Source organism: Vibrio sp. Scap24 (assembly GCF_013394185.1).
Lineage (GTDB): Bacteria > Pseudomonadota > Gammaproteobacteria > Enterobacterales > Vibrionaceae > Vibrio > Vibrio pomeroyi.
The window spans coordinates 2,124,390-2,150,419 of record NZ_CP041332.1 but is presented as its reverse complement, the minus strand read 5'-3'; the positions used below and the strand labels follow the sequence as shown (position 1 = coordinate 2,150,419).

General features: G+C 47.0%; 9 protein-coding genes, 4 tRNA genes and 8 rRNA genes. 1 reads left to right on the top strand and 20 read right to left on the bottom strand.

Features of this window, described 5'->3' with window-relative positions:
- Window positions 1-30: 30 nt before the first annotated feature.
- The 19 genes from FLM53_RS09615 to dusA all read right to left on the bottom strand — a co-directional run bounded on the left by FLM53_RS09615 (window position 31) and on the right by dusA (window position 23,785).
- Window positions 31-2,922, bottom strand: a 23S ribosomal RNA gene (locus FLM53_RS09615).
- Window positions 2,923-3,216: 294 nt separating this feature from the next.
- Window positions 3,217-3,292 (bottom strand) — tRNA-Ala (locus FLM53_RS09610).
- 14 nt (window positions 3,293-3,306) lie between these two features.
- Window positions 3,307-3,383 (bottom strand) — tRNA-Ile (locus FLM53_RS09605).
- Between the two features lie 67 nt (window positions 3,384-3,450).
- Window positions 3,451-5,005 (bottom strand): 16S ribosomal RNA (locus tag FLM53_RS09600).
- A gap of 375 nt (window positions 5,006-5,380) precedes the next feature.
- A 5S ribosomal RNA gene (rrf, locus tag FLM53_RS09595) occupies window positions 5,381-5,496 on the bottom strand.
- 94 nt (window positions 5,497-5,590) lie between these two features.
- A 23S ribosomal RNA gene (locus FLM53_RS09590) occupies window positions 5,591-8,482 on the bottom strand.
- 294 nt (window positions 8,483-8,776) lie between these two features.
- Window positions 8,777-8,852, bottom strand: a tRNA-Ala gene (locus FLM53_RS09585).
- 14 nt (window positions 8,853-8,866) lie between these two features.
- Window positions 8,867-8,943, bottom strand: a tRNA-Ile gene (locus tag FLM53_RS09580).
- Between the two features lie 67 nt (window positions 8,944-9,010).
- Window positions 9,011-10,565, bottom strand: a 16S ribosomal RNA gene (locus tag FLM53_RS09575).
- A gap of 376 nt (window positions 10,566-10,941) precedes the next feature.
- A 5S ribosomal RNA gene (gene rrf, locus FLM53_RS09570) occupies window positions 10,942-11,057 on the bottom strand.
- Between the two features lie 129 nt (window positions 11,058-11,186).
- Window positions 11,187-14,078, bottom strand: a 23S ribosomal RNA gene (locus FLM53_RS09565).
- 349 nt (window positions 14,079-14,427) lie between these two features.
- Window positions 14,428-15,982, bottom strand: a 16S ribosomal RNA gene (locus FLM53_RS09560).
- The 16S, 23S and 5S rRNA genes sit together here with 4 tRNA genes alongside, the layout of an rRNA operon.
- Window positions 15,983-16,623: 641 nt before the next feature.
- On the bottom strand, window positions 16,624-17,400 hold the full coding sequence (locus FLM53_RS09555) for a phosphoadenylyl-sulfate reductase (RefSeq protein WP_176680819.1): 777 nt from the start codon (window positions 17,398-17,400) through the stop codon (window positions 16,624-16,626).
- Window positions 17,393-19,120 carry an assimilatory sulfite reductase (NADPH) hemoprotein subunit gene (gene cysI / locus FLM53_RS09550; protein WP_176680818.1) on the bottom strand — a complete coding sequence of 576 codons (1,728 nt, stop codon included), beginning with the start codon at window positions 19,118-19,120 and terminating at the stop codon, window positions 17,393-17,395. Before cysI ends, FLM53_RS09555 begins: the two co-directional genes overlap by 8 nt.
- A complete protein-coding gene (locus tag FLM53_RS09545) occupies window positions 19,120-20,985 on the bottom strand; it encodes an assimilatory sulfite reductase (NADPH) flavoprotein subunit (RefSeq protein WP_176680817.1) in 1,866 nt (621 codons plus the stop codon). The genes cysI and FLM53_RS09545 overlap by 1 nt, the downstream gene beginning before the upstream one ends.
- Before the next feature lie 123 nt (window positions 20,986-21,108).
- Window positions 21,109-21,339 carry a hypothetical protein gene (locus FLM53_RS09540; RefSeq protein WP_017632684.1) on the bottom strand — a complete coding sequence of 77 codons (231 nt, stop codon included), beginning with the start codon at window positions 21,337-21,339 and terminating at the stop codon, window positions 21,109-21,111.
- Between the two features lie 201 nt (window positions 21,340-21,540).
- A complete protein-coding gene (locus FLM53_RS09535) occupies window positions 21,541-22,212 on the bottom strand; it encodes a TIGR04219 family outer membrane beta-barrel protein (RefSeq protein ID WP_256099349.1) in 672 nt (223 codons plus the stop codon).
- Between the two features lie 135 nt (window positions 22,213-22,347).
- Entirely contained in the window at window positions 22,348-22,569 is a 222-nt protein-coding gene (gene pspG, locus FLM53_RS09530; protein WP_017632687.1) for an envelope stress response protein PspG, read from the bottom strand.
- A gap of 211 nt (window positions 22,570-22,780) precedes the next feature.
- Window positions 22,781-23,785 carry a tRNA dihydrouridine(20/20a) synthase DusA gene (gene dusA, locus FLM53_RS09525; RefSeq protein ID WP_019822275.1) on the bottom strand — a complete coding sequence of 335 codons (1,005 nt, stop codon included), beginning with the start codon at window positions 23,783-23,785 and terminating at the stop codon, window positions 22,781-22,783.
- A gap of 104 nt (window positions 23,786-23,889) precedes the next feature.
- Between dusA and FLM53_RS09520 the strand changes: the two genes are divergently transcribed.
- Complete coding sequence (locus tag FLM53_RS09520; RefSeq protein ID WP_176680815.1) at window positions 23,890-24,963, top strand: site-specific integrase; 1,074 nt, start codon at window positions 23,890-23,892, stop codon at window positions 24,961-24,963.
- Between the two features lie 98 nt (window positions 24,964-25,061).
- On the opposite strand, the gene FLM53_RS09515 is transcribed toward FLM53_RS09520, so the two are convergent.
- Window positions 25,062-25,451 (bottom strand): hypothetical protein, encoded by a 390-nt coding sequence (locus FLM53_RS09515; RefSeq protein ID WP_176680814.1) that lies wholly within the window; start codon window positions 25,449-25,451, stop codon window positions 25,062-25,064.
- Between the last annotated feature and the right edge of the window lie 579 nt (window positions 25,452-26,030).

Below are 26,030 nucleotides of genomic sequence, written 5' to 3'. Positions count from 1 at the left end.
TTTGAGTCCACAAAACCCCTTGGGTGTTGTATGGTTAAGCCTCACGGGCAATTAGTACAGGTTAGCTCAATGCCTCGCAGCACTTACACACCCTGCCTATCAACGTTCTAGTCTTGAACAACCCTTAAGGACGCTTATAGCGTCAGGGAAAACTCATCTCAGGGCTCGCTTCCCGCTTAGATGCTTTCAGCGGTTATCGATTCCGAACTTAGCTACCGGGCAATGCCATTGGCATGACAACCCGAACACCAGAGGTTCGTCCACTCCGGTCCTCTCGTACTAGGAGCAGCCCCCTTCAATTTTCCAACGCCCACGGCAGATAGGGACCGAACTGTCTCACGACGTTCTAAACCCAGCTCGCGTACCACTTTAAATGGCGAACAGCCATACCCTTGGGACCGACTTCAGCCCCAGGATGTGATGAGCCGACATCGAGGTGCCAAACACCGCCGTCGATATGAACTCTTGGGCGGTATCAGCCTGTTATCCCCGGAGTACCTTTTATCCGTTGAGCGATGGCCCTTCCATTCAGAACCACCGGATCACTATGACCTGCTTTCGCACCTGCTCGAATTGTCATTCTCGCAGTCAAGCGGGCTTATGCCATTGCACTAACCACACGATGTCCAACCGTGTTTAGCCCACCTTCGTGCTCCTCCGTTACTCTTTGGGAGGAGACCGCCCCAGTCAAACTACCCACCAGGCACTGTCCGTAATCCCGATTCAGGGACCAACGTTAGAACATCAAAACTACAAGGGTGGTATTTCAAGGACGACTCCACCACATCTAGCGACGCGGTTTCAAAGTCTCCCACCTATCCTACACATGTAGGTTCAATGTTCAGTGCCAAGCTGTAGTAAAGGTTCACGGGGTCTTTCCGTCTAGCCGCGGGTACACTGCATCTTCACAGCGATTTCAATTTCACTGAGTCTCGGGTGGAGACAGCGTGGCCATCATTACGCCATTCGTGCAGGTCGGAACTTACCCGACAAGGAATTTCGCTACCTTAGGACCGTTATAGTTACGGCCGCCGTTTACCGGGGCTTCGATCAAGAGCTTCGACCGAAGTCTAACCCCATCAATTAACCTTCCGGCACCGGGCAGGCGTCACACCGTATACGTCATCTTACGATTTTGCACAGTGCTGTGTTTTTAATAAACAGTTGCAGCCACCTGGTATCTGCGACTCTCGTCTGCTCCATCCGCAAGGGACTTCACTGATAAGAGCGTACCTTCTCCCGAAGTTACGGTACCATTTTGCCTAGTTCCTTCACCCGAGTTCTCTCAAGCGCCTTGGTATTCTCTACCCGACCACCTGTGTCGGTTTGGGGTACGATTCCTTACAATCTGAAGCTTAGAGGCTTTTCCTGGAAGCATGGCATCAATGACTTCACTACCGTAGTAGCTCGACATCGTATCTCAGCGTTAAGAAAGTCCGGATTTACCTAAACTTTCCGCCTACGTACTTGAACCTGGACAACCGTCGCCAGGCCCACCTAGCCTTCTCCGTCCCCCCATCGCAATTGTAAGAAGTACGGGAATATTAACCCGTTTCCCATCGACTACGCCTTTCGGCCTCGCCTTAGGAGTCGACTTACCCTGCCCCGATTAACGTTGGACAGGAACCCTTGGTCTTCCGGCGAGGGAGTTTTTCACTCCCTTTATCGTTACTCATGTCAGCATTCGCACTTCTGATACCTCCAGCAGCCCTTACAGACCACCTTCAACGGCTTACAGAACGCTCCCCTACCCCACATACCCTAAGGTACGTAGCCGCAGCTTCGGTGTATAGCTTAGCCCCGTTACATCTTCCGCGCAGGCCGACTCGACCAGTGAGCTATTACGCTTTCTTTAAATGATGGCTGCTTCTAAGCCAACATCCTGGCTGTCTGAGCCTTCCCACATCGTTTCCCACTTAGCTATACTTTGGGACCTTAGCTGGCGGTCTGGGTTGTTTCCCTCTCCACGACGGACGTTAGCACCCGCCGTGTGTCTCCCGGATAGTACTTACTGGTATTCGGAGTTTGCAAAGGGTTGGTAAGTCGGGATGACCCCCTAGCCTTAACAGTGCTCTACCCCCAGTAGTATTCGTCCGAGGCGCTACCTAAATAGCTTTCGGGGAGAACCAGCTATCTCCAGGTTTGATTGGCCTTTCACCCCTAGCCACAAGTCATCCGCTAATTTTTCAACATTAGTCGGTTCGGTCCTCCAGTTGATGTTACTCAACCTTCAACCTGCCCATGGCTAGATCACCTGGTTTCGGGTCTAATCCTAGCAACTGTACGCCCAGTTAAGACTCGGTTTCCCTACGGCTCCCCTAAACGGTTAACCTTGCTACTAAAATTAAGTCGCTGACCCATTATACAAAAGGTACGCAGTCACACCACGAAGGTGCTCCTACTGCTTGTACGTACACGGTTTCAGGTTCTATTTCACTCCCCTCACAGGGGTTCTTTTCGCCTTTCCCTCACGGTACTGGTTCACTATCGGTCAGTCAGTAGTATTTAGCCTTGGAGGATGGTCCCCCCATATTCAGACAGGATATCACGTGTCCCGCCCTACTCGTTTTCACTGATGATGAGATGTCGATTACGGGGCTATCACCCTTTACTGCGGCACTTTCCAGAGCCTTCATCTGTCTCATTAAAAGCTTAAGGGCTAATCCAATTTCGCTCGCCGCTACTTTCGGAATCTCGGTTGATTTCTCTTCCTCGGGGTACTTAGATGTTTCAGTTCCCCCGGTTTGCCTCCTGTTGCTATGTATTCACAACAGGATACTTACTTATGTAAGTGGGTTTCCCCATTCAGGAATCCCAGACTCAAAGGTTATTACTACCTAATCTGGGCTTATCGCAAGTTATTACGCCTTTCATCGCCTCTGACTGCCAAGGCATCCACCGTGTACGCTTAGTCACTTAACCATACAACCCGAAAGGGTCTTAGTGTATGGCAACTAACCAAGGTTTTTGGTTGTCATTAAGAAGGGTTAATTCTTAATGACTGTTTGCCGGACTCAATGTGATTCAAACAAGTTTGAATCGAATACAAGACACTTGAATGTGTTTGTTGTGTTTACCTTAAAGGTAAACATTGAGAACTTTTAAATTTGATTGAATTACTCGTAAGTAATCAATCAGTCAGCTTTCCAAATTGTTAAAGAGCTTGATTTCTTTCGAAACCATTTTTAAAGATTCTTAGGGAAAAACCCTTAAAGATGGTGGAGCTATGCGGGATCGAACCGCAGACCTCCTGCGTGCAAGGCAGGCGCTCTCCCAGCTGAGCTATAGCCCCATCTAGGTCGATATTGGTGGGTCTGAGTGGACTTGAACCACCGACCTCCCGCTTATCAGGCGAGCGCTCTAACCAGCTGAGCTACAGACCCAATATCGTCTCTTAACTTTTCTAAACCTAATCAATCTGTGTGGACACTTATCGTGAATATCTTCGTATAAGGAGGTGATCCAGCCCCAGGTTCCCCTAGGGCTACCTTGTTACGACTTCACCCCAGTCATGAACCACAAAGTGGTGAGCGTCCTCCCCGAAAGGTTAAACTACCCACTTCTTTTGCAGCCCACTCCCATGGTGTGACGGGCGGTGTGTACAAGGCCCGGGAACGTATTCACCGTAGCATTCTGATCTACGATTACTAGCGATTCCGACTTCATGGAGTCGAGTTGCAGACTCCAATCCGGACTACGACGCACTTTTTGGGATTCGCTCACTATCGCTAGCTTGCTGCCCTCTGTATGCGCCATTGTAGCACGTGTGTAGCCCTACTCGTAAGGGCCATGATGACTTGACGTCGTCCCCACCTTCCTCCGGTTTATCACCGGCAGTCTCCCTGGAGTTCCCGACATTACTCGCTGGCAAACAAGGATAAGGGTTGCGCTCGTTGCGGGACTTAACCCAACATTTCACAACACGAGCTGACGACAGCCATGCAGCACCTGTCTCAGAGCTCCCGAAGGCACACCTGCGTCTCCGCTGGCTTCTCTGGATGTCAAGAGTAGGTAAGGTTCTTCGCGTTGCATCGAATTAAACCACATGCTCCACCGCTTGTGCGGGCCCCCGTCAATTCATTTGAGTTTTAATCTTGCGACCGTACTCCCCAGGCGGTCTACTTAACGCGTTAGCTCCGAAAGCCACGGCTCAAGGCCACAACCTCCAAGTAGACATCGTTTACGGCGTGGACTACCAGGGTATCTAATCCTGTTTGCTCCCCACGCTTTCGCATCTGAGTGTCAGTATCTGTCCAGGGGGCCGCCTTCGCCACTGGTATTCCTTCAGATCTCTACGCATTTCACCGCTACACCTGAAATTCTACCCCCCTCTACAGTACTCTAGTTCACCAGTTTCAAATGCAGTTCCGAGGTTGAGCCCCGGGCTTTCACATCTGACTTAATGAACCACCTGCATGCGCTTTACGCCCAGTAATTCCGATTAACGCTCGCACCCTCCGTATTACCGCGGCTGCTGGCACGGAGTTAGCCGGTGCTTCTTCTGTTGCTAACGTCAAGAGATAACGCTATTAACGTTACCCCCTTCCTCACAACTGAAAGTACTTTACAACCCGAAGGCCTTCTTCATACACGCGGCATGGCTGCATCAGGCTTTCGCCCATTGTGCAATATTCCCCACTGCTGCCTCCCGTAGGAGTCTGGACCGTGTCTCAGTTCCAGTGTGGCTGATCATCCTCTCAGACCAGCTAGGGATCGTCGCCTTGGTGAGCCATTACCTCACCAACTAGCTAATCCCACCTAGGCATATCTTGACGCGAGAGGCCCGAAGGTCCCCCTCTTTGGCCCGTAGGCATTATGCGGTATTAGCCATCGTTTCCAATGGTTATCCCCCACATCAAGGCAATTTCCTAGGCATTACTCACCCGTCCGCCGCTCGACGCCCATTAACGCACCCGAAGGATTGTTAGTGTCGTTTCCGCTCGACTTGCATGTGTTAGGCCTGCCGCCAGCGTTCAATCTGAGCCATGATCAAACTCTTCAATTTAAGATTTTGTGACTCAACGAATACTGACTTCAAAACTACAAAAAGTAATTCTAAAGCTATTACCATTCCAACAGAATGATAATGAATTGACTGTGCCAAATAACCGAGGTTATTTGTATTGGTCACTCAGTTCATTGAAATCATTTTGATTCCGAAGAATCTGTTTTATCTAATGATAAAACGTTTTGATATTCATCAACGAGTGCCCACACAGATTGATAGGTTTAAATTGTTAAAGAGCTTTGCTTTCAGTGCCTTAGCACTCAAGCAGGACGCGTATAATACGCTTTCTACTTTGAAAGTCAACATAAAATACTAAGAAAACTTAGAACTCTATGGTGACTTGTCTACTTAGTAGACAAAGTCGAAATTAAAGCCTGGCGATGTCCTACTCTCACATGGGGAAGCCCCACACTACCATCGGCGCTATTGTGTTTCACTTCTGAGTTCGGCATGGAATCAGGTGGGTCCACAATGCTATGGTCGCCAAGCAAATTTTAAAATTCGGAAAACTGTAATTTAAAAGTAACTCTTCAAACTCATTCAAGGTCTGTCTTTGAGTCCACAAAACCCCTTGGGTGTTGTATGGTTAAGCCTCACGGGCAATTAGTACAGGTTAGCTCAATGCCTCGCAGCACTTACACACCCTGCCTATCAACGTTCTAGTCTTGAACAACCCTTAAGGACGCTTATAGCGTCAGGGAAAACTCATCTCAGGGCTCGCTTCCCGCTTAGATGCTTTCAGCGGTTATCGATTCCGAACTTAGCTACCGGGCAATGCCATTGGCATGACAACCCGAACACCAGAGGTTCGTCCACTCCGGTCCTCTCGTACTAGGAGCAGCCCCCTTCAATTTTCCAACGCCCACGGCAGATAGGGACCGAACTGTCTCACGACGTTCTAAACCCAGCTCGCGTACCACTTTAAATGGCGAACAGCCATACCCTTGGGACCGACTTCAGCCCCAGGATGTGATGAGCCGACATCGAGGTGCCAAACACCGCCGTCGATATGAACTCTTGGGCGGTATCAGCCTGTTATCCCCGGAGTACCTTTTATCCGTTGAGCGATGGCCCTTCCATTCAGAACCACCGGATCACTATGACCTGCTTTCGCACCTGCTCGAATTGTCATTCTCGCAGTCAAGCGGGCTTATGCCATTGCACTAACCACACGATGTCCAACCGTGTTTAGCCCACCTTCGTGCTCCTCCGTTACTCTTTGGGAGGAGACCGCCCCAGTCAAACTACCCACCAGGCACTGTCCGTAATCCCGATTCAGGGACCAACGTTAGAACATCAAAACTACAAGGGTGGTATTTCAAGGACGACTCCACCACATCTAGCGACGCGGTTTCAAAGTCTCCCACCTATCCTACACATGTAGGTTCAATGTTCAGTGCCAAGCTGTAGTAAAGGTTCACGGGGTCTTTCCGTCTAGCCGCGGGTACACTGCATCTTCACAGCGATTTCAATTTCACTGAGTCTCGGGTGGAGACAGCGTGGCCATCATTACGCCATTCGTGCAGGTCGGAACTTACCCGACAAGGAATTTCGCTACCTTAGGACCGTTATAGTTACGGCCGCCGTTTACCGGGGCTTCGATCAAGAGCTTCGACCGAAGTCTAACCCCATCAATTAACCTTCCGGCACCGGGCAGGCGTCACACCGTATACGTCATCTTACGATTTTGCACAGTGCTGTGTTTTTAATAAACAGTTGCAGCCACCTGGTATCTGCGACTCTCGTCTGCTCCATCCGCAAGGGACTTCACTGATAAGAGCGTACCTTCTCCCGAAGTTACGGTACCATTTTGCCTAGTTCCTTCACCCGAGTTCTCTCAAGCGCCTTGGTATTCTCTACCCGACCACCTGTGTCGGTTTGGGGTACGATTCCTTACAATCTGAAGCTTAGAGGCTTTTCCTGGAAGCATGGCATCAATGACTTCACTACCGTAGTAGCTCGACATCGTATCTCAGCGTTAAGAAAGTCCGGATTTACCTAAACTTTCCGCCTACATACTTGAACCTGGACAACCGTCGCCAGGCCCACCTAGCCTTCTCCGTCCCCCCATCGCAATTGTAAGAAGTACGGGAATATTAACCCGTTTCCCATCGACTACGCCTTTCGGCCTCGCCTTAGGAGTCGACTTACCCTGCCCCGATTAACGTTGGACAGGAACCCTTGGTCTTCCGGCGAGGGAGTTTTTCACTCCCTTTATCGTTACTCATGTCAGCATTCGCACTTCTGATACCTCCAGCAGCCCTTACAGACCACCTTCAACGGCTTACAGAACGCTCCCCTACCCCACATACCCTAAGGTACGTAGCCGCAGCTTCGGTGTATAGCTTAGCCCCGTTACATCTTCCGCGCAGGCCGACTCGACCAGTGAGCTATTACGCTTTCTTTAAATGATGGCTGCTTCTAAGCCAACATCCTGGCTGTCTGAGCCTTCCCACATCGTTTCCCACTTAGCTATACTTTGGGACCTTAGCTGGCGGTCTGGGTTGTTTCCCTCTCCACGACGGACGTTAGCACCCGCCGTGTGTCTCCCGGATAGTACTTACTGGTATTCGGAGTTTGCAAAGGGTTGGTAAGTCGGGATGACCCCCTAGCCTTAACAGTGCTCTACCCCCAGTAGTATTCGTCCGAGGCGCTACCTAAATAGCTTTCGGGGAGAACCAGCTATCTCCAGGTTTGATTGGCCTTTCACCCCTAGCCACAAGTCATCCGCTAATTTTTCAACATTAGTCGGTTCGGTCCTCCAGTTGATGTTACTCAACCTTCAACCTGCCCATGGCTAGATCACCTGGTTTCGGGTCTAATCCTAGCAACTGTACGCCCAGTTAAGACTCGGTTTCCCTACGGCTCCCCTAAACGGTTAACCTTGCTACTAAAATTAAGTCGCTGACCCATTATACAAAAGGTACGCAGTCACACCACGAAGGTGCTCCTACTGCTTGTACGTACACGGTTTCAGGTTCTATTTCACTCCCCTCACAGGGGTTCTTTTCGCCTTTCCCTCACGGTACTGGTTCACTATCGGTCAGTCAGTAGTATTTAGCCTTGGAGGATGGTCCCCCCATATTCAGACAGGATATCACGTGTCCCGCCCTACTCGTTTTCACTGATGATGAGATGTCGATTACGGGGCTATCACCCTTTACTGCGGCACTTTCCAGAGCCTTCATCTGTCTCATTAAAAGCTTAAGGGCTAATCCAATTTCGCTCGCCGCTACTTTCGGAATCTCGGTTGATTTCTCTTCCTCGGGGTACTTAGATGTTTCAGTTCCCCCGGTTTGCCTCCTGTTGCTATGTATTCACAACAGGATACTTACTTATGTAAGTGGGTTTCCCCATTCAGGAATCCCAGACTCAAAGGTTATTACTACCTAATCTGGGCTTATCGCAAGTTATTACGCCTTTCATCGCCTCTGACTGCCAAGGCATCCACCGTGTACGCTTAGTCACTTAACCATACAACCCGAAAGGGTCTTAGTGTATGGCAACTAACCAAGGTTTTTGGTTGTCATTAAGAAGGGTTAATTCTTAATGACTGTTTGCCGGACTCAATGTGATTCAAACAAGTTTGAATCGAATACAAGACACTTGAATGTGTTTGTTGTGTTTACCTTAAAGGTAAACATTGAGAACTTTTAAATTTGATTGAATTACTCGTAAGTAATCAATCAGTCAGCTTTCCAAATTGTTAAAGAGCTTGATTTCTTTCGAAACCATTTTTAAAGATTCTTAGGGAAAAACCCTTAAAGATGGTGGAGCTATGCGGGATCGAACCGCAGACCTCCTGCGTGCAAGGCAGGCGCTCTCCCAGCTGAGCTATAGCCCCATCTAGGTCGATATTGGTGGGTCTGAGTGGACTTGAACCACCGACCTCCCGCTTATCAGGCGAGCGCTCTAACCAGCTGAGCTACAGACCCAATATCGTCTCTTAACTTTTCTAAACCTAATCAATCTGTGTGGACACTTATCGTGAGTATCTTCGTATAAGGAGGTGATCCAGCCCCAGGTTCCCCTAGGGCTACCTTGTTACGACTTCACCCCAGTCATGAACCACAAAGTGGTGAGCGTCCTCCCCGAAAGGTTAAACTACCCACTTCTTTTGCAGCCCACTCCCATGGTGTGACGGGCGGTGTGTACAAGGCCCGGGAACGTATTCACCGTAGCATTCTGATCTACGATTACTAGCGATTCCGACTTCATGGAGTCGAGTTGCAGACTCCAATCCGGACTACGACGCACTTTTTGGGATTCGCTCACTATCGCTAGCTTGCTGCCCTCTGTATGCGCCATTGTAGCACGTGTGTAGCCCTACTCGTAAGGGCCATGATGACTTGACGTCGTCCCCACCTTCCTCCGGTTTATCACCGGCAGTCTCCCTGGAGTTCCCGACATTACTCGCTGGCAAACAAGGATAAGGGTTGCGCTCGTTGCGGGACTTAACCCAACATTTCACAACACGAGCTGACGACAGCCATGCAGCACCTGTCTCAGAGCTCCCGAAGGCACACCTGCGTCTCCGCTGGCTTCTCTGGATGTCAAGAGTAGGTAAGGTTCTTCGCGTTGCATCGAATTAAACCACATGCTCCACCGCTTGTGCGGGCCCCCGTCAATTCATTTGAGTTTTAATCTTGCGACCGTACTCCCCAGGCGGTCTACTTAACGCGTTAGCTCCGAAAGCCACGGCTCAAGGCCACAACCTCCAAGTAGACATCGTTTACGGCGTGGACTACCAGGGTATCTAATCCTGTTTGCTCCCCACGCTTTCGCATCTGAGTGTCAGTATCTGTCCAGGGGGCCGCCTTCGCCACTGGTATTCCTTCAGATCTCTACGCATTTCACCGCTACACCTGAAATTCTACCCCCCTCTACAGTACTCTAGTTCACCAGTTTCAAATGCAGTTCCGAGGTTGAGCCCCGGGCTTTCACATCTGACTTAATGAACCACCTGCATGCGCTTTACGCCCAGTAATTCCGATTAACGCTCGCACCCTCCGTATTACCGCGGCTGCTGGCACGGAGTTAGCCGGTGCTTCTTCTGTTGCTAACGTCAAGAGATAGCGCTATTAACACTACCCCCTTCCTCACAACTGAAAGTACTTTACAACCCGAAGGCCTTCTTCATACACGCGGCATGGCTGCATCAGGCTTTCGCCCATTGTGCAATATTCCCCACTGCTGCCTCCCGTAGGAGTCTGGACCGTGTCTCAGTTCCAGTGTGGCTGATCATCCTCTCAGACCAGCTAGGGATCGTCGCCTTGGTGAGCCATTACCTCACCAACTAGCTAATCCCACCTAGGCATATCTTGACGCGAGAGGCCCGAAGGTCCCCCTCTTTGGCCCGTAGGCATTATGCGGTATTAGCCATCGTTTCCAATGGTTATCCCCCACATCAAGGCAATTTCCTAGGCATTACTCACCCGTCCGCCGCTCGACGCCCATTAACGCACCCGAAGGATTGTTAGTGTCGTTTCCGCTCGACTTGCATGTGTTAGGCCTGCCGCCAGCGTTCAATCTGAGCCATGATCAAACTCTTCAATTTAAGATTTTGTGACTCAACGAATACTGACTTCAAAACTACAAAAAGTAATTCTAAAGCTATTACCATTCCAACAGAATGGTAATGAATTGACTGTGCCAAATAACCGAGGTTATTTGTATTGGTCACTCAGTTCATTGAAATCAATGTTGTTACCGAAGTAACTACTATTACCTAAGTAATAACGTTTTGATATTCATCAACGAGTGCCCACACAGATTGATAGGTTTAAATTGTTAAAGAGCTTTGCTTTCAGTGCCTTAGCACTTAAGCAGGACGCGTATAATACGCTTTCTACTTTGAAAGTCAACATAAAATACTAAGAAAACTTAGAACTCTATGGTGACTTGTCTATTTAATAGACAAAGTCGAAATTAAAGCCTGGCGATGTCCTACTCTCACATGGGGAAGCCCCACACTACCATCGGCGCTATTGTGTTTCACTTCTGAGTTCGGCATGGAATCAGGTGGGTCCACAATGCTATGGTCGCCAAGCAAATTTTGCTTTTACTTTCAGCTTTTTTAAAAACTGAAGGCAAAATAATCTGGAAAACTGTATTTAAAAGTCTCTTTCAAACTCATTCAAGGTCTGTCTTTGAGTCCACAAAACCCCTTGGGTGTTGTATGGTTAAGCCTCACGGGCAATTAGTACAGGTTAGCTCAATGCCTCGCAGCACTTACACACCCTGCCTATCAACGTTCTAGTCTTGAACAACCCTTAAGGACGCTTATAGCGTCAGGGAAAACTCATCTCAGGGCTCGCTTCCCGCTTAGATGCTTTCAGCGGTTATCGATTCCGAACTTAGCTACCGGGCAATGCCATTGGCATGACAACCCGAACACCAGAGGTTCGTCCACTCCGGTCCTCTCGTACTAGGAGCAGCCCCCTTCAATTTTCCAACGCCCACGGCAGATAGGGACCGAACTGTCTCACGACGTTCTAAACCCAGCTCGCGTACCACTTTAAATGGCGAACAGCCATACCCTTGGGACCGACTTCAGCCCCAGGATGTGATGAGCCGACATCGAGGTGCCAAACACCGCCGTCGATATGAACTCTTGGGCGGTATCAGCCTGTTATCCCCGGAGTACCTTTTATCCGTTGAGCGATGGCCCTTCCATTCAGAACCACCGGATCACTATGACCTGCTTTCGCACCTGCTCGAATTGTCATTCTCGCAGTCAAGCGGGCTTATGCCATTGCACTAACCACACGATGTCCAACCGTGTTTAGCCCACCTTCGTGCTCCTCCGTTACTCTTTGGGAGGAGACCGCCCCAGTCAAACTACCCACCAGGCACTGTCCGTAATCCCGATTCAGGGACCAACGTTAGAACATCAAAACTACAAGGGTGGTATTTCAAGGACGACTCCACCACATCTAGCGACGCGGTTTCAAAGTCTCCCACCTATCCTACACATGTAGGTTCAATGTTCAGTGCCAAGCTGTAGTAAAGGTTCACGGGGTCTTTCCGTCTAGCCGCGGGTACACTGCATCTTCACAGCGATTTCAATTTCACTGAGTCTCGGGTGGAGACAGCGTGGCCATCATTACGCCATTCGTGCAGGTCGGAACTTACCCGACAAGGAATTTCGCTACCTTAGGACCGTTATAGTTACGGCCGCCGTTTACCGGGGCTTCGATCAAGAGCTTCGACCGAAGTCTAACCCCATCAATTAACCTTCCGGCACCGGGCAGGCGTCACACCGTATACGTCATCTTACGATTTTGCACAGTGCTGTGTTTTTAATAAACAGTTGCAGCCACCTGGTATCTGCGACTCTCGTCTGCTCCATCCGCAAGGGACTTCACTGATAAGAGCGTACCTTCTCCCGAAGTTACGGTACCATTTTGCCTAGTTCCTTCACCCGAGTTCTCTCAAGCGCCTTGGTATTCTCTACCCGACCACCTGTGTCGGTTTGGGGTACGATTCCTTACAATCTGAAGCTTAGAGGCTTTTCCTGGAAGCATGGCATCAATGACTTCACTACCGTAGTAGCTCGACATCGTATCTCAGCGTTATGAAAGTCCGGATTTACCTAAACTTTCCGCCTACGTACTTGAACCTGGACAACCGTCGCCAGGCCCACCTAGCCTTCTCCGTCCCCCCATCGCAATTGTAAGAAGTACGGGAATATTAACCCGTTTCCCATCGACTACGCCTTTCGGCCTCGCCTTAGGAGTCGACTTACCCTGCCCCGATTAACGTTGGACAGGAACCCTTGGTCTTCCGGCGAGGGAGTTTTTCACTCCCTTTATCGTTACTCATGTCAGCATTCGCACTTCTGATACCTCCAGCAGCCCTTACAGACCACCTTCAACGGCTTACAGAACGCTCCCCTACCCCACATACCCTAAGGTACGTAGCCGCAGCTTCGGTGTATAGCTTAGCCCCGTTACATCTTCCGCGCAGGCCGACTCGACCAGTGAGCTATTACGCTTTCTTTAAATGATGGCTGCTTCTAAGCCAACATCCTGGCTGTCTGAGCCTTCCCACATCGTTTCCCACTTAGCTATACTTTGGGACCTTAGCTGGCGGTCTGGGTTGTTTCCCTCTCCACGACGGACGTTAGCACCCGCCGTGTGTCTCCCGGATAGTACTTACTGGTATTCGGAGTTTGCAAAGGGTTGGTAAGTCGGGATGACCCCCTAGCCTTAACAGTGCTCTACCCCCAGTAGTATTCGTCCGAGGCGCTACCTAAATAGCTTTCGGGGAGAACCAGCTATCTCCAGGTTTGATTGGCCTTTCACCCCTAGCCACAAGTCATCCGCTAATTTTTCAACATTAGTCGGTTCGGTCCTCCAGTTGATGTTACTCAACCTTCAACCTGCCCATGGCTAGATCACCTGGTTTCGGGTCTAATCCTAGCAACTGTACGCCCAGTTAAGACTCGGTTTCCCTACGGCTCCCCTAAACGGTTAACCTTGCTACTAAAATTAAGTCGCTGACCCATTATACAAAAGGTACGCAGTCACACCACGAAGGTGCTCCTACTGCTTGTACGTACACGGTTTCAGGTTCTATTTCACTCCCCTCACAGGGGTTCTTTTCGCCTTTCCCTCACGGTACTGGTTCACTATCGGTCAGTCAGTAGTATTTAGCCTTGGAGGATGGTCCCCCCATATTCAGACAGGATATCACGTGTCCCGCCCTACTCGTTTTCACTGATGATGAGATGTCGATTACGGGGCTATCACCCTTTACTGCGGCACTTTCCAGAGCCTTCATCTGTCTCATTAAAAGCTTAAGGGCTAATCCAATTTCGCTCGCCGCTACTTTCGGAATCTCGGTTGATTTCTCTTCCTCGGGGTACTTAGATGTTTCAGTTCCCCCGGTTTGCCTCCTGTTGCTATGTATTCACAACAGGATACTTACTTATGTAAGTGGGTTTCCCCATTCAGGAATCCCAGACTCAAAGGTTATTACTACCTAATCTGGGCTTATCGCAAGTTATTACGCCTTTCATCGCCTCTGACTGCCAAGGCATCCACCGTGTACGCTTAGTCACTTAACCATACAACCCGAAAGGGTCTTAGTGTATGGCAACTAACCAAGGTTTTTGGTTGTCATTAAGAAGGGTTAGTTCTCAATGACTGTTTGCCGGACTCAATGTGATTCAAACAAGTTTGAATCGAATACAAGACACTTGAATGTGTTTGTTGTGTTTATCTAAAAGATAAACATTGAGAACTTTTAAATTTGATTGAATTACTCGTAAGTAATCAATCAGTCAGCTTTCCAAATTGTTAAAGAGCATAAAGCAAAAAGCTTTAATCAATAACTTGCGTTATTAATTAAAGCTCTGGCTTTAACTAAATCTAAACCATCAATCTGTGTGGACACTTATCGTGAATATCTTCGTATAAGGAGGTGATCCAGCCCCAGGTTCCCCTAGGGCTACCTTGTTACGACTTCACCCCAGTCATGAACCACAAAGTGGTGAGCGTCCTCCCCGAAAGGTTAAACTACCCACTTCTTTTGCAGCCCACTCCCATGGTGTGACGGGCGGTGTGTACAAGGCCCGGGAACGTATTCACCGTAGCATTCTGATCTACGATTACTAGCGATTCCGACTTCATGGAGTCGAGTTGCAGACTCCAATCCGGACTACGACGCACTTTTTGGGATTCGCTCACTATCGCTAGCTTGCTGCCCTCTGTATGCGCCATTGTAGCACGTGTGTAGCCCTACTCGTAAGGGCCATGATGACTTGACGTCGTCCCCACCTTCCTCCGGTTTATCACCGGCAGTCTCCCTGGAGTTCCCGACATTACTCGCTGGCAAACAAGGATAAGGGTTGCGCTCGTTGCGGGACTTAACCCAACATTTCACAACACGAGCTGACGACAGCCATGCAGCACCTGTCTCAGAGCTCCCGAAGGCACACCTGCGTCTCCGCTGGCTTCTCTGGATGTCAAGAGTAGGTAAGGTTCTTCGCGTTGCATCGAATTAAACCACATGCTCCACCGCTTGTGCGGGCCCCCGTCAATTCATTTGAGTTTTAATCTTGCGACCGTACTCCCCAGGCGGTCTACTTAACGCGTTAGCTCCGAAAGCCACGGCTCAAGGCCACAACCTCCAAGTAGACATCGTTTACGGCGTGGACTACCAGGGTATCTAATCCTGTTTGCTCCCCACGCTTTCGCATCTGAGTGTCAGTATCTGTCCAGGGGGCCGCCTTCGCCACTGGTATTCCTTCAGATCTCTACGCATTTCACCGCTACACCTGAAATTCTACCCCCCTCTACAGTACTCTAGTTCACCAGTTTCAAATGCAGTTCCGAGGTTGAGCCCCGGGCTTTCACATCTGACTTAATGAACCACCTGCATGCGCTTTACGCCCAGTAATTCCGATTAACGCTCGCACCCTCCGTATTACCGCGGCTGCTGGCACGGAGTTAGCCGGTGCTTCTTCTGTTGCTAACGTCAAGAGATAACGCTATTAACGTTACCCCCTTCCTCACAACTGAAAGTACTTTACAACCCGAAGGCCTTCTTCATACACGCGGCATGGCTGCATCAGGCTTTCGCCCATTGTGCAATATTCCCCACTGCTGCCTCCCGTAGGAGTCTGGACCGTGTCTCAGTTCCAGTGTGGCTGATCATCCTCTCAGACCAGCTAGGGATCGTCGCCTTGGTGAGCCATTACCTCACCAACTAGCTAATCCCACCTAGGCATATCTTGACGCGAGAGGCCCGAAGGTCCCCCTCTTTGGCCCGTAGGCATTATGCGGTATTAGCCATCGTTTCCAATGGTTATCCCCCACATCAAGGCAATTTCCTAGGCATTACTCACCCGTCCGCCGCTCGACGCCCATTAACGCACCCGAAGGATTGTTAGTGTCGTTTCCGCTCGACTTGCATGTGTTAGGCCTGCCGCCAGCGTTCAATCTGAGCCATGATCAAACTCTTCAATTTAAGATTTTGTGACTCAACGAATACTGACTTCAAAACTACAAAAAGTAATTCTAAAGCTATTACCATTCCAACAGAATGATAATGAATTGACTGTGCCAAATAACCGAAGTTATTTGTATTGGTCACTCAGTTCATTGAAATCAATTTTGTTACCTAAGTAACTGCCATTCCTGAGAATGACGTTTTGATATTCATCAACGAGTGCCCACACAGATTGATAGGTTTAAATTGTTAAAGAGCTTCTCTTCATTGTGACTTACATCACTTCGGAAGAGGCGGCCATTCTAGCGATTTAATTCTCAGTGTCAAACACTTTTGAAAATTAATTTCTACTTTCTAAAAGTAGAAGCGAATAATCGCTTAAAGCTAGTTGCCTCACTAACATTCTTCGCTGAAGCCTTGTGGCGTCTGCCGTGTCAATGAGGCGGCATTATAGAGATGTTCATCACATTGGCAAGTGTTTATTAAAGAAAAATGCAAAAATAACGACTACATGCCGAATAAACACCCAAAGCCTTATTTATGCAACTTTAACTACAAAGTACCTACAAAATAACCACAGACTTATCCACAATCGCTTTAATCTTATCCCCTAGAAACAAAAAAGCTGCCTTATGGCAGCCTTTTAAATAGAAAGGAATCTAAATCCCAGAGCCATATTGCTCTCCATCATCCTCATGAAGCCCACATTCTCGTTTTAACCCATTAAAACGGGTTTCTTCTTCCGTCATACCCGGCTCCCATTTCTTAGTCGTATGTGTATCTCCAACAGAAAGGTAACCCTGCTCTCGAAGCGGGTGATAACTTAGGCCGTGTTCTTCTAGGTAGTAGTGAACATCTTTATTCGTCCAATCGATTACCGGCAAGAATTTAAACACACCATTTTGAATAGATAAAATTGGCAAGTTTGCACGCGATTGAGATTGCTCCCTTCTTAAACCGGAAAACCATGTCCCAGCCTCAAGCTCATCTAGCGCACGTCTCATCGGTTCTACTTTATTAAGCTTGTTGTACTTCTCTATCCCTTCTATACCTTGATCCCAAAGTTTGCCATATTGCGCTTCTTGCCAATTAGGGCTCTGCTGCGCTCGGAAGACTTGAAGGTTTAGAGTCAGCTTCTGACTTAACTCATCTATAAAGCGATACGTTTCAGGGAATAGATAACCTGTATCCGTCAAAATAACGGGAATATCCGGTTTTGCTTGTGTGACCAAATGAAGCATTAACGCGGCTTGAATGCCGAAACTTGAAGACACCACATGTGTTCCTTCCAAGTTTTCTAATGCCCACTTAACTCTTTCTAATGCTGTTAGCTGTTCTAACTCAGAATTAATTTGTCCAAGACGAAGTATTTGCTCCGTCTTAGTCAATGCGAGTAGTTCTGCTAACTTCAGCTTTGAAGCGACAGAATTATGCATGCAGATCCCTCTTTGAAATGATCACCTCTTCGATGATGCCAGCTCGGATAGTGAAATCGCCAAAGCCTTCATTGTCTTGTCGTTCTGTAGCCCAGCGTCCCACCAGTGAATCAATCTCTTCCAAGATCTGAGCTGATGTGATGTTCTCTTTATACATCTTAGGAATACGAGTACCTGCTTTGTTCCCACCTAAGTGCATATTGTAGCGACCTGGTGCTTTACCCACTAAACCAAGTTCAGCCAACATCGCGCGACCACAACCGTTTGGACAACCAGTGATTCGAAGGATGATGTTATCTTCTTCTGGTAATCCATGCTTCTTGAGAATGTCTTCAACATCTGTCACGAACTCGGGAAGAAAACGTTCGGCTTCTGCCATTGCTAGAGGACATGTTGGGAATGCCACACACGCCATTGAATTTTTGCGTTGCTCGCTTACCGCGTCATCCATCAAACCATATTGACGTGCCAGTTTCTCAATCTTGGCTTTTTGGCTCGTCGACACGCCCGCAACAATTAAGTTTTGGTTTGCAGTCATGCGGAAATCGCCTTTGTGGATCTTCGCAATTTCAGCCACACCCGTTTTCAAAGCCTTACCTGGGAAATCAAGTAAACGACCATTTTCAATAAACAGTGCTAAGTGGTGTTTTCCGTCGATACCTTCCGCCCAACCGATCCGGTCACCACGGCCAGTAAACTCATAAGGACGACTTTCAGAGAACTCGACACCGGCACGCTTTTCAACTTCCGCTTTGAACACATCAATGCCAACACGGTCTAATGTGTATTTGGTTTTTGCATTCTTACGGTTTGAACGGTTACCCCAATCACGTTGTGTAGTCACAACCGCTGCTGCTACATCTAATGTCTTCTCTAATGGTACAAAACCAAAGTCGTCAGCTTTACGTGCATAGGTAGAAGTATCGCCGTGCGTCATAGCTAAGCCACCACCCACTAACACGTTAAAGCCCACCAGCTTTCCGTCTTTAGCAATCGCAACAAAGTTAAGATCATTGGCATGAACGTCCACGTCATTCTGTGGAGGAATCACAACCGTCGTCTTGAACTTACGCGGTAGATAGTTGCTACCTAGGATAGGTTCTTCGTCTGTCGTTTCTAATTTTTCACCATCTAACCAAATTTCTGCATAAGCGCGAGTCTTAGGTAGTAGGTGTTCACTGATCTTTTTCGCCCACTCATACGCTTCTTGATGAAGCTCGGACTCAACCGGGTTTGTTGTACACAGAACATTTCGGTTTACGTCACCTGCTGTCGCAATTGAATCAATGCCAATACTGTTTAGCGTTTGGTGCATCAATTTAATGTTCGGCTTCAACACACCATGGAACTGGAAAGTTTGACGTGTTGTTAGACGGATAGACCCATAAGAGGTACTTTCATCTGCAAACTTATCAATCGCTAACCATTGTTTAGGTGTAATGATGCCACCAGGCATACGCGCACGAAGCATGACATTATGTAAAGGTTCTAACTTTTGTTTTGCACGCTCGTTGCGAATGTCACGGTCGTCTTGTTGATACATACCGTGGAAGCGGATCAGCTGAAAGTTGTCTGCGGTAAAACCACCAGTTATACGGTCTTGAAGATCTTGTTCAATCGTACCGCGTAGATTCTTGCTTTCACGCTTCAAACGCTCATTGTCAGCCAAAGGTCCAAGTACTTGACCTAGCACTTCTTGCTCTATTACTTGCTTGCTCATTAGTACACATCCCTTTGGTAACGTTTCGCTTTACGTAAATCATTAATATATTGTTCAGCTTGCTCACGGCTTTGGTTGCCATGTTTTTCCGCTATCGTAACTAACGCTTCATGAACATCTTTCGCCATTCGAGTCGCATCACCACAAACATAAAGGTACGCGCCCTCTTGTAGCCAGTGCCAAACCTGCTCTGCTTGTTCTATTAAACGGTCTTGAACATAAACTTTTTCTTTTTGGTCACGGCTAAAGGCAACATCCAATTTAGTTAGCGCACCAGATTTGAGGTATTTCTGCCATTCAACTTGGTATAGGAAATCTTGAGTAAAGGTACGGTCGCCGAAGAATAACCAGCTCTTACCTTGAGCATCATTATTTTCACGCTCTTGAACAAAACTGCGGAAAGGTGCGATACCTGTGCCTGGGCCGACCATGATAATTGGCGTGTTGTCGTCTTGTGGTAGCTTGAAGTTATTATTGTTCTCTACAAACACCTTAACTTCGCCACCTTCTTCAAGGCGCTGAGCCAAGAAGCTTGATGCTCCACCTAAGCGAGATTCTTCACCTTTTTGGTATTCAACTAAGCCAACCGTTAAGTGAACTTCTTCATCCACTTCTGCTTGGCTCGATGCAATAGAGTAGAGACGCGGAGTCAGCTTACGTAATAGGCCCAATAACTCATCAGCCGATAACTTGGTTTTCTTCTCTGCTAGTACGTCAACGATCTGAGTATTGCCTGCATATTCACGAAGCTTGTCTTTATCTTCCACCAGCTTGATTAACTTCTTGCTGCCCGAAAGCTCTGCAAACTTAGTTACAAGCTGAGGGTTTGAAGTGGTGATCTCGAACTTGCTCACTAGAGCGCTATGGATAGATAAGCTTTCACCATCTACATCGACACTCTCAATACCAGACAGCCCAACCTTCGCGAGAATCTGATTCGCCAATTCTGAACTGTTTTCATACCACACACCCAACGCGTCACCCGGTTGGTAAGTGATACCAGACTCATCAAGATCAATCTCGATATGACGAACATCTTTACCCGAGTCACGACCAGTGATCTTCTGACTTGTTAGCAATGTCGCTGTGTATGGGTTTTGTTTAGTGTATTGCGAATGACCAGCAGCCGCTTGACCTACTGGTAGCTGAACTACTTCCGCTTCAGCGCCCGTTGACAATGCTTCTTGAACTTGTGACAGCGCTTTCGCACGCCACTCTGTTGCAGACGCTTCATAATCGACATCACAATCAAGACGATCGACAAACGATTTAGCTCCAAGCTTAGACAGGAAGTTATCGAAGTCTTTGGCGGTTTGGCAGAAGAACTCGTAGCTTGAGTCACCTAAACCAATCACACCATATTGTAGGTTTGCTAGCTTTGGCGCTTTCTTAGACTGAAGGAATTCGTGCAGCTCAATAGCGTTATCAGGTGCTTCGCCCTCACCATTGGTTGATGCTACAAAAATGACGTGTGTCTCTTTCGCTAGATTCTTACCTTTGTAGTCACTAGCATCGAAAAGCTCGACGGCAATCCCTAAGGCTTTGGCTTCTGCTTCAAGCGATTCAGCAACACCTTTCGCGTTACCCGTTTGAGAAGCAAAGATAATACTTAGCTTACCCGCTGGTTTAGCGGCTACAGCAGCGGCTGCTTGAGCGATTGGTGCGGCTGCACCTACAGGCTGAGCTTGGCTCACACCCCAAAGATAGCCGCTGACCCATGCCAGTTGCTGAGAAGATAATTCAGAAACAGTTTGCTGAAGATGACCTAATTGTTGGTCATTAAGTGGTGCAGCTAGCCCAGGTAACTCATTAGCCCCAGACTGTGCATTATTATTTTGTGAAGACTCTTTCTTATTTAAAGACATGGTCACGACATCCCTAATCATTGCGTGACGATAGATTAACCACTCCTTTTAATAACAAGAAAGAATAGAAAAGTATGTTTTATAACTTTTTGGAAGTAAAAACCGATTGAAACGCAATTTGACTTACTGGTTTTCGATCCGTACTTGCTGAAAGCCAACCGCCATTGCCGACTTAGATGCTAAGTCTAGATCCGCATAATGGCACTCCTCACCATGAACATCAGTGAGCAGAACAAAGCCGCCTCCCATATGGCGAAACTCTACAACCCAAGACCCTTCTTGTATTGAGGGCTCTATGACCGCTTCCACTAGTAGGTTTTCTCGATATAAATTTCGTAATTCATTGAGTGTCATATTCCATCCCTTGCTTTGACCTCACAACATAGACTCTATAAGAATAGACGCTAATCAGCTCTCTGTATAAGGATGGTCGAAAGTGATGAATGTGCTAACTAATTCCAGAAAGATATAATCAATAGATATAAAAAACGCCACTTAATAAAGTGACGTTCTTAAAATTTGTTCTAAATGCTTTTCAAAATAAGCTTTAATCGCTTAGAAACGAACTTCCGCACCAGCAAACCAGCCATCTACCATGACAAAGTTTTTACCTAGATCAGATTTAAAGAACTCATCTGAGTCTAGGTCGATAACACGGTAGCCACCACGCAGAGCAATTTCAGATTCTGACACAGGAATTCGGTACTGAACACCTGCCATTAAGTCCGTGCTCTTTATGCCGCTGCTATCACCGAACTCCATCGTACCAATGATATCGAAATTGGTATCAGGAACGTTGATCTCTGCGTTACCGTAGAAACTCCATGTAAACTCATCAAAAGTTGACGTCTTCGCGCTTGTCGCTATTGGTTCGATGTAGTTAGAGTTTGAATACTGAGTAAACGTCACACCCGCATCGAAGTTCATCAACTTATGCTCTAACAGAGTGTAGTAAAACGTGTAGTCGTACTTATCAAAAGCCAACGCATCCGTATCAATAGACGTATAACGGAAGCTAGCATTTGGCAGCATAGGGGCATTATGCTCAAATGCGAAATACACAGAAGGAGAGTTAGAATCTTCGTCTTGTCTCACTTCGTTTAGCTTGGTACTTCCCCACCACATATCGGCACCGACTTTAGCCGTGTAAGAAAACTCTTCTTCAGCAGCCACTGCCGAACTTAAAGATAGCATTCCCACTAAAGCAATTAATGGCATTTTATTCATTTGAGATAGCTCCAATTCCATATCGTTGTGCTAAGTGTATGCACATTCATAGATTATTGGGGAAAATTCTATCACACATCTTAAAGACTAGAACGATAAACCGCTGGTGAATAAAGATTTGACGGCACCATGACGTTAGTAACGTCTTTGATTAGAACTGTGTACATAGTTTTTGAAAAACCACACACCGATTGCAATCACAATCAACCAAGGCAACAGCTTAAAAACAACACTCATCATACCCAAGACCAGCATGACTAACAGTGCTACGCCAGTTGCGGCCAATACCGTCATAAACGTAATACCAGTGACAAGCAGGGTTGCTACGAAAATAAGAACAAAGATTAATTCAAACATAATGGTCTCCCTAATGAGTTCATGACCTATCTTTCCTACTTTCTAACATTGCAGCTTCTGTACCAAGTTACAAAAAACAATAAAACCCTTATTTATCAATCAAATAAAAAGCCACACATTTCCATGCGTGGCTTTTCAATAAATCAGAGTGGTAAATTTAGCCTCTAATGGCGAATTTAACCTTAACTTAGACTCTTCACCTTGAGAGAGGCTATACGTTCAGCTCTTTAGGAATCTTAGCCAATGCCGTCTGCATTACTTCGATACCTGCGCCTTTCTTATGCGCATTTTCGCTGATGTAGCGACGCCATTGTCTCGCACCCGGCATGCTTTGGAACAAACCAAGCATATGACGAGAGATATGCCCTAGGCTCGCACCATTTGAAAGTTCACGCTCAATGTAAGGGTACATCTCTTCCACAACTTGTGAGCGTTTCTTAATTGGCGTATCTAAGCCAAAGATCTGTTGGTCAACTTCCGCAAGAATAAATGGACTATGGTAAGCCTCACGACCGATCATCACACCATCAAGGTGCTGAAGATGTTCTTTAGTCTGTTCTAACGTAGTGATACCGCCGTTTACTGCGATCACTAGATCTGAGAAGTCTTTTTTGATTTGGTATGCACGATCGTAGTCTAGAGGTGGGATCTCTCGGTTCTCTTTCGGGCTTAGACCACTCAGCCATGCTTTACGTGCATGGATAGTAAATTGCTCACAGCCGCCTTTTTCTGAAACCGTAGAAACAAACTTAGTTAAAAACTCATAAGAATCTTGATCGTCGATACCGATACGCGTTTTCACTGTGATTGGAATATCGGTCACTTCTTTCATTGCCGATACACAATCCGCCACCAGCTCAGGCTCAGCCATTAGGCACGCACCAAAGCGACCATTTTGAACTCGGTCTGAAGGGCAACCTACGTTTAGGTTCACTTCATCATAGCCGCGCTCGCCAGCAAGCTTGGCACAAGCAGCCAAATCAACAGGGTTTGAACCACCAAGTTGAAGTGCAAGAGGGTGTTCTTGCTCGTTATATTCTAGGAAGTCGCCCTTACCATGTAAGATCGCGCCCGTTGTTACCATTTCCGTGTACAGAAGAGTCTGCTGAGAAAGCAAACGGTGAAAGTAACGACAGTGGCGGTCAGTCCAATCGAGCATGGGTGCAACAGAAAGTCGGTTACTAGCGTATTTACTGGTTTTATTAGTGTTTGTCATGATTCAGTCTCAATTAATACTGTACAAACATACAGTGAATTACCTAGAATTAAACGGAATTACTTCCTGTAGTACCCCTCAAGTACCCCTTTAGGAGTTGGACAATGGCAAGTTATACCATCGAGACCAGAAAGCTAAAAAGCGGTGAACCAAGGTTCAAGGTAACAATCATCGTTAAAAAGAATTCGCGCATTATACACAGGGAAAGCAAAACTCTAAAAAAGAAAGCACTCGCTAAAGCTTTCGGTAAAAAAAGGGTAGCTGAACTAGAAGCTCAAGGGGTACTCAATCAGCCAAAAACAGTCCCCCTTTCGGTACTCCTCGATTTGTTCATGGCTGAGCGTGATCTCTGGGACAATACAGGCCGCACAAAACGCTACGTTATTAAAATGCTTAGGGATTGCGACATCGCCCAAGTTGAGAGTAATCAGCTACGAACTAGCGATTTAATCGAGCACTGTAAAAATAGAAGAGGCGCAAGAGCCAAACCCGCAACGATTTATCATGATATTGCTTACCTACGTTCTGTAATGAAAAAGTCTAAGCCTGTCTTCAACATCGATACCAATCACCAAATATTTGATGAAGCCGTACCCGTTCTGATTGATATGGGGTTAGTTGGTAAGAGTCAGAAACGAACACGCCGCCCTACTTCAGAAGAACTGAAATGCTTAAGGCTTGGATTAGAACAACGTGAGTCTTTCCGGCCAAACGGCACAACTCGAATCCCATTCACCGACATTCTTGATTTCAGCATTCTTACTTGTATGCGAATAGGTGAAGTGTGCAAGCTGCGTTGGGAAGATCTCAACCAAGAACATAAAACAATACTCGTCAGAGACAGAAAAGACCCAAGAAAGAAAGAGGGCAACCACATGATTGTTCCGTTACTTGGTGAGTCATTTGAGATCGCACTTAAACAACCGAACAAAGGCGAACTCATTTTCCCATACAACTCGCGTAGTGTTAGTGCCGGATTTCAAAGAGTACGAAACGAATTAGGTATTGAGGACTTGAGGTATCACGATTTGCGGAGAGAGGGAGCTAGTAGACTATTTGAAAAGGGCTACTCCATTGAAGAGGTAGCCCAAGTGACAGGTCATAGGAACCTAAACATATTATGGCAGGTGTATACACAACTGTTTCCGCATAAATTACACAATAAGACTCCGCAATGAATCTTTTTCCACTAACTCTACGGATAATAAGTTAAGAATATTGAGACATGCCAAAAGCACTACAATCGTAGTGCTTTAATTAATAGCTGATATAAGTGCTAGTTAAGAGGGTCATTAACAGCCATTTGCACTGGAATATTCATGATTGGTGCTTCAATTAGACACCAAAAATGGAAGTCATCATTTCGAGCCACACCAACGGGTTCAACACGAATAACCATTAAGCCTTTACTCATCAGCTTTTTATTAATTGAATTCACTAAGTCAGGGACATTACTACAACCAGCTAGTTGTCTTAGTTCATTAGTTTGGGAGAGAGGGTTATCAGAGATTGCTTTGAGCAATTGAGCTGTTTTAGACAATTTACCAGCCTGACGAGAAGCCCATAAGCTGCTGTAGTTAGTGAATTGTTTCTCTGTTAGCTTTACGATTGGGTGTCCCACTTTGTGTAGGCTAGGTTGATTTTGTTTCAAGTTTACATTTCGCATTAGTATTACCTCTGTAGGTTATGCATTCGTACATTAAGTCGGTTAAGAGCCGACATTTACATTTCAATCTGTTGATAAGACAGATGTATTCAAGCTAGATATGAAGGTATTTTCACTTGAATATTGATATGTTACCACATAAGTTCTCATATGCAAACTCAAGGCACGAGAAAAGCCCGTCACCTACAGGGAACGGGCTTAATGTTTATAGTCATTTTGATGTACGTTCAAACGGACTTTGTTTTACATCCTCAGGGTTCTTAATCCTTCAGATCGTCTTCTGGGTTATCAAGCCAGAGACAAAATTTTGTATAGTCTTAATGGAATAAATTCCATTAACTACTGACTACAAACGAACTCTAATTGCTATCGACCTGAAGGTCAATGCCAGCAGATAGCCGTTCTTAGGGCGCGGAATTATACTGACGTCTCAATAACTGTCAACTTCAATCTCAATTTAATATCAAACGCCCCTAAAAGCGCTATAGGTGCATTTTTTGTCAAAACAAATACATTACTGCGATAGTGCGTAAAAACTGCGTACTGCCTCTTACATGCGCATATTATACGTATTTGATG

Bases quoted from the DNA above. Each gene is read 5' to 3' on its own strand.
- FLM53_RS09540 (WP_017632684.1), bottom strand. From the start codon at position 21,339: ATGACACTCAATGAATTACGAAATTTATATCGAGAAAACCTACTAGTG.
- dusA (WP_019822275.1), bottom strand. From the start codon at position 23,785: ATGACAAACACTAATAAAACCAGTAAATACGCTAGTAACCGACTTTCT.
- cysI (WP_176680818.1), bottom strand. From the start codon at position 19,120: ATGAGCAAGCAAGTAATAGAGCAAGAAGTGCTAGGTCAAGTACTTGGA.
- pspG (WP_017632687.1), bottom strand. From the start codon at position 22,569: ATGTTTGAATTAATCTTTGTTCTTATTTTCGTAGCAACCCTGCTTGTC.
- FLM53_RS09545 (WP_176680817.1), bottom strand. From the start codon at position 20,985: ATGTCTTTAAATAAGAAAGAGTCTTCACAAAATAATAATGCACAGTCT.
- FLM53_RS09520 (WP_176680815.1), top strand. From the start codon at position 23,890: ATGGCAAGTTATACCATCGAGACCAGAAAGCTAAAAAGCGGTGAACCA.
- FLM53_RS09515 (WP_176680814.1), bottom strand. From the start codon at position 25,451: ATGCGAAATGTAAACTTGAAACAAAATCAACCTAGCCTACACAAAGTG.
- FLM53_RS09555 (WP_176680819.1), bottom strand. From the start codon at position 17,400: ATGCATAATTCTGTCGCTTCAAAGCTGAAGTTAGCAGAACTACTCGCA.
- FLM53_RS09535 (WP_256099349.1), bottom strand. From the start codon at position 22,212: ATGAATAAAATGCCATTAATTGCTTTAGTGGGAATGCTATCTTTAAGT.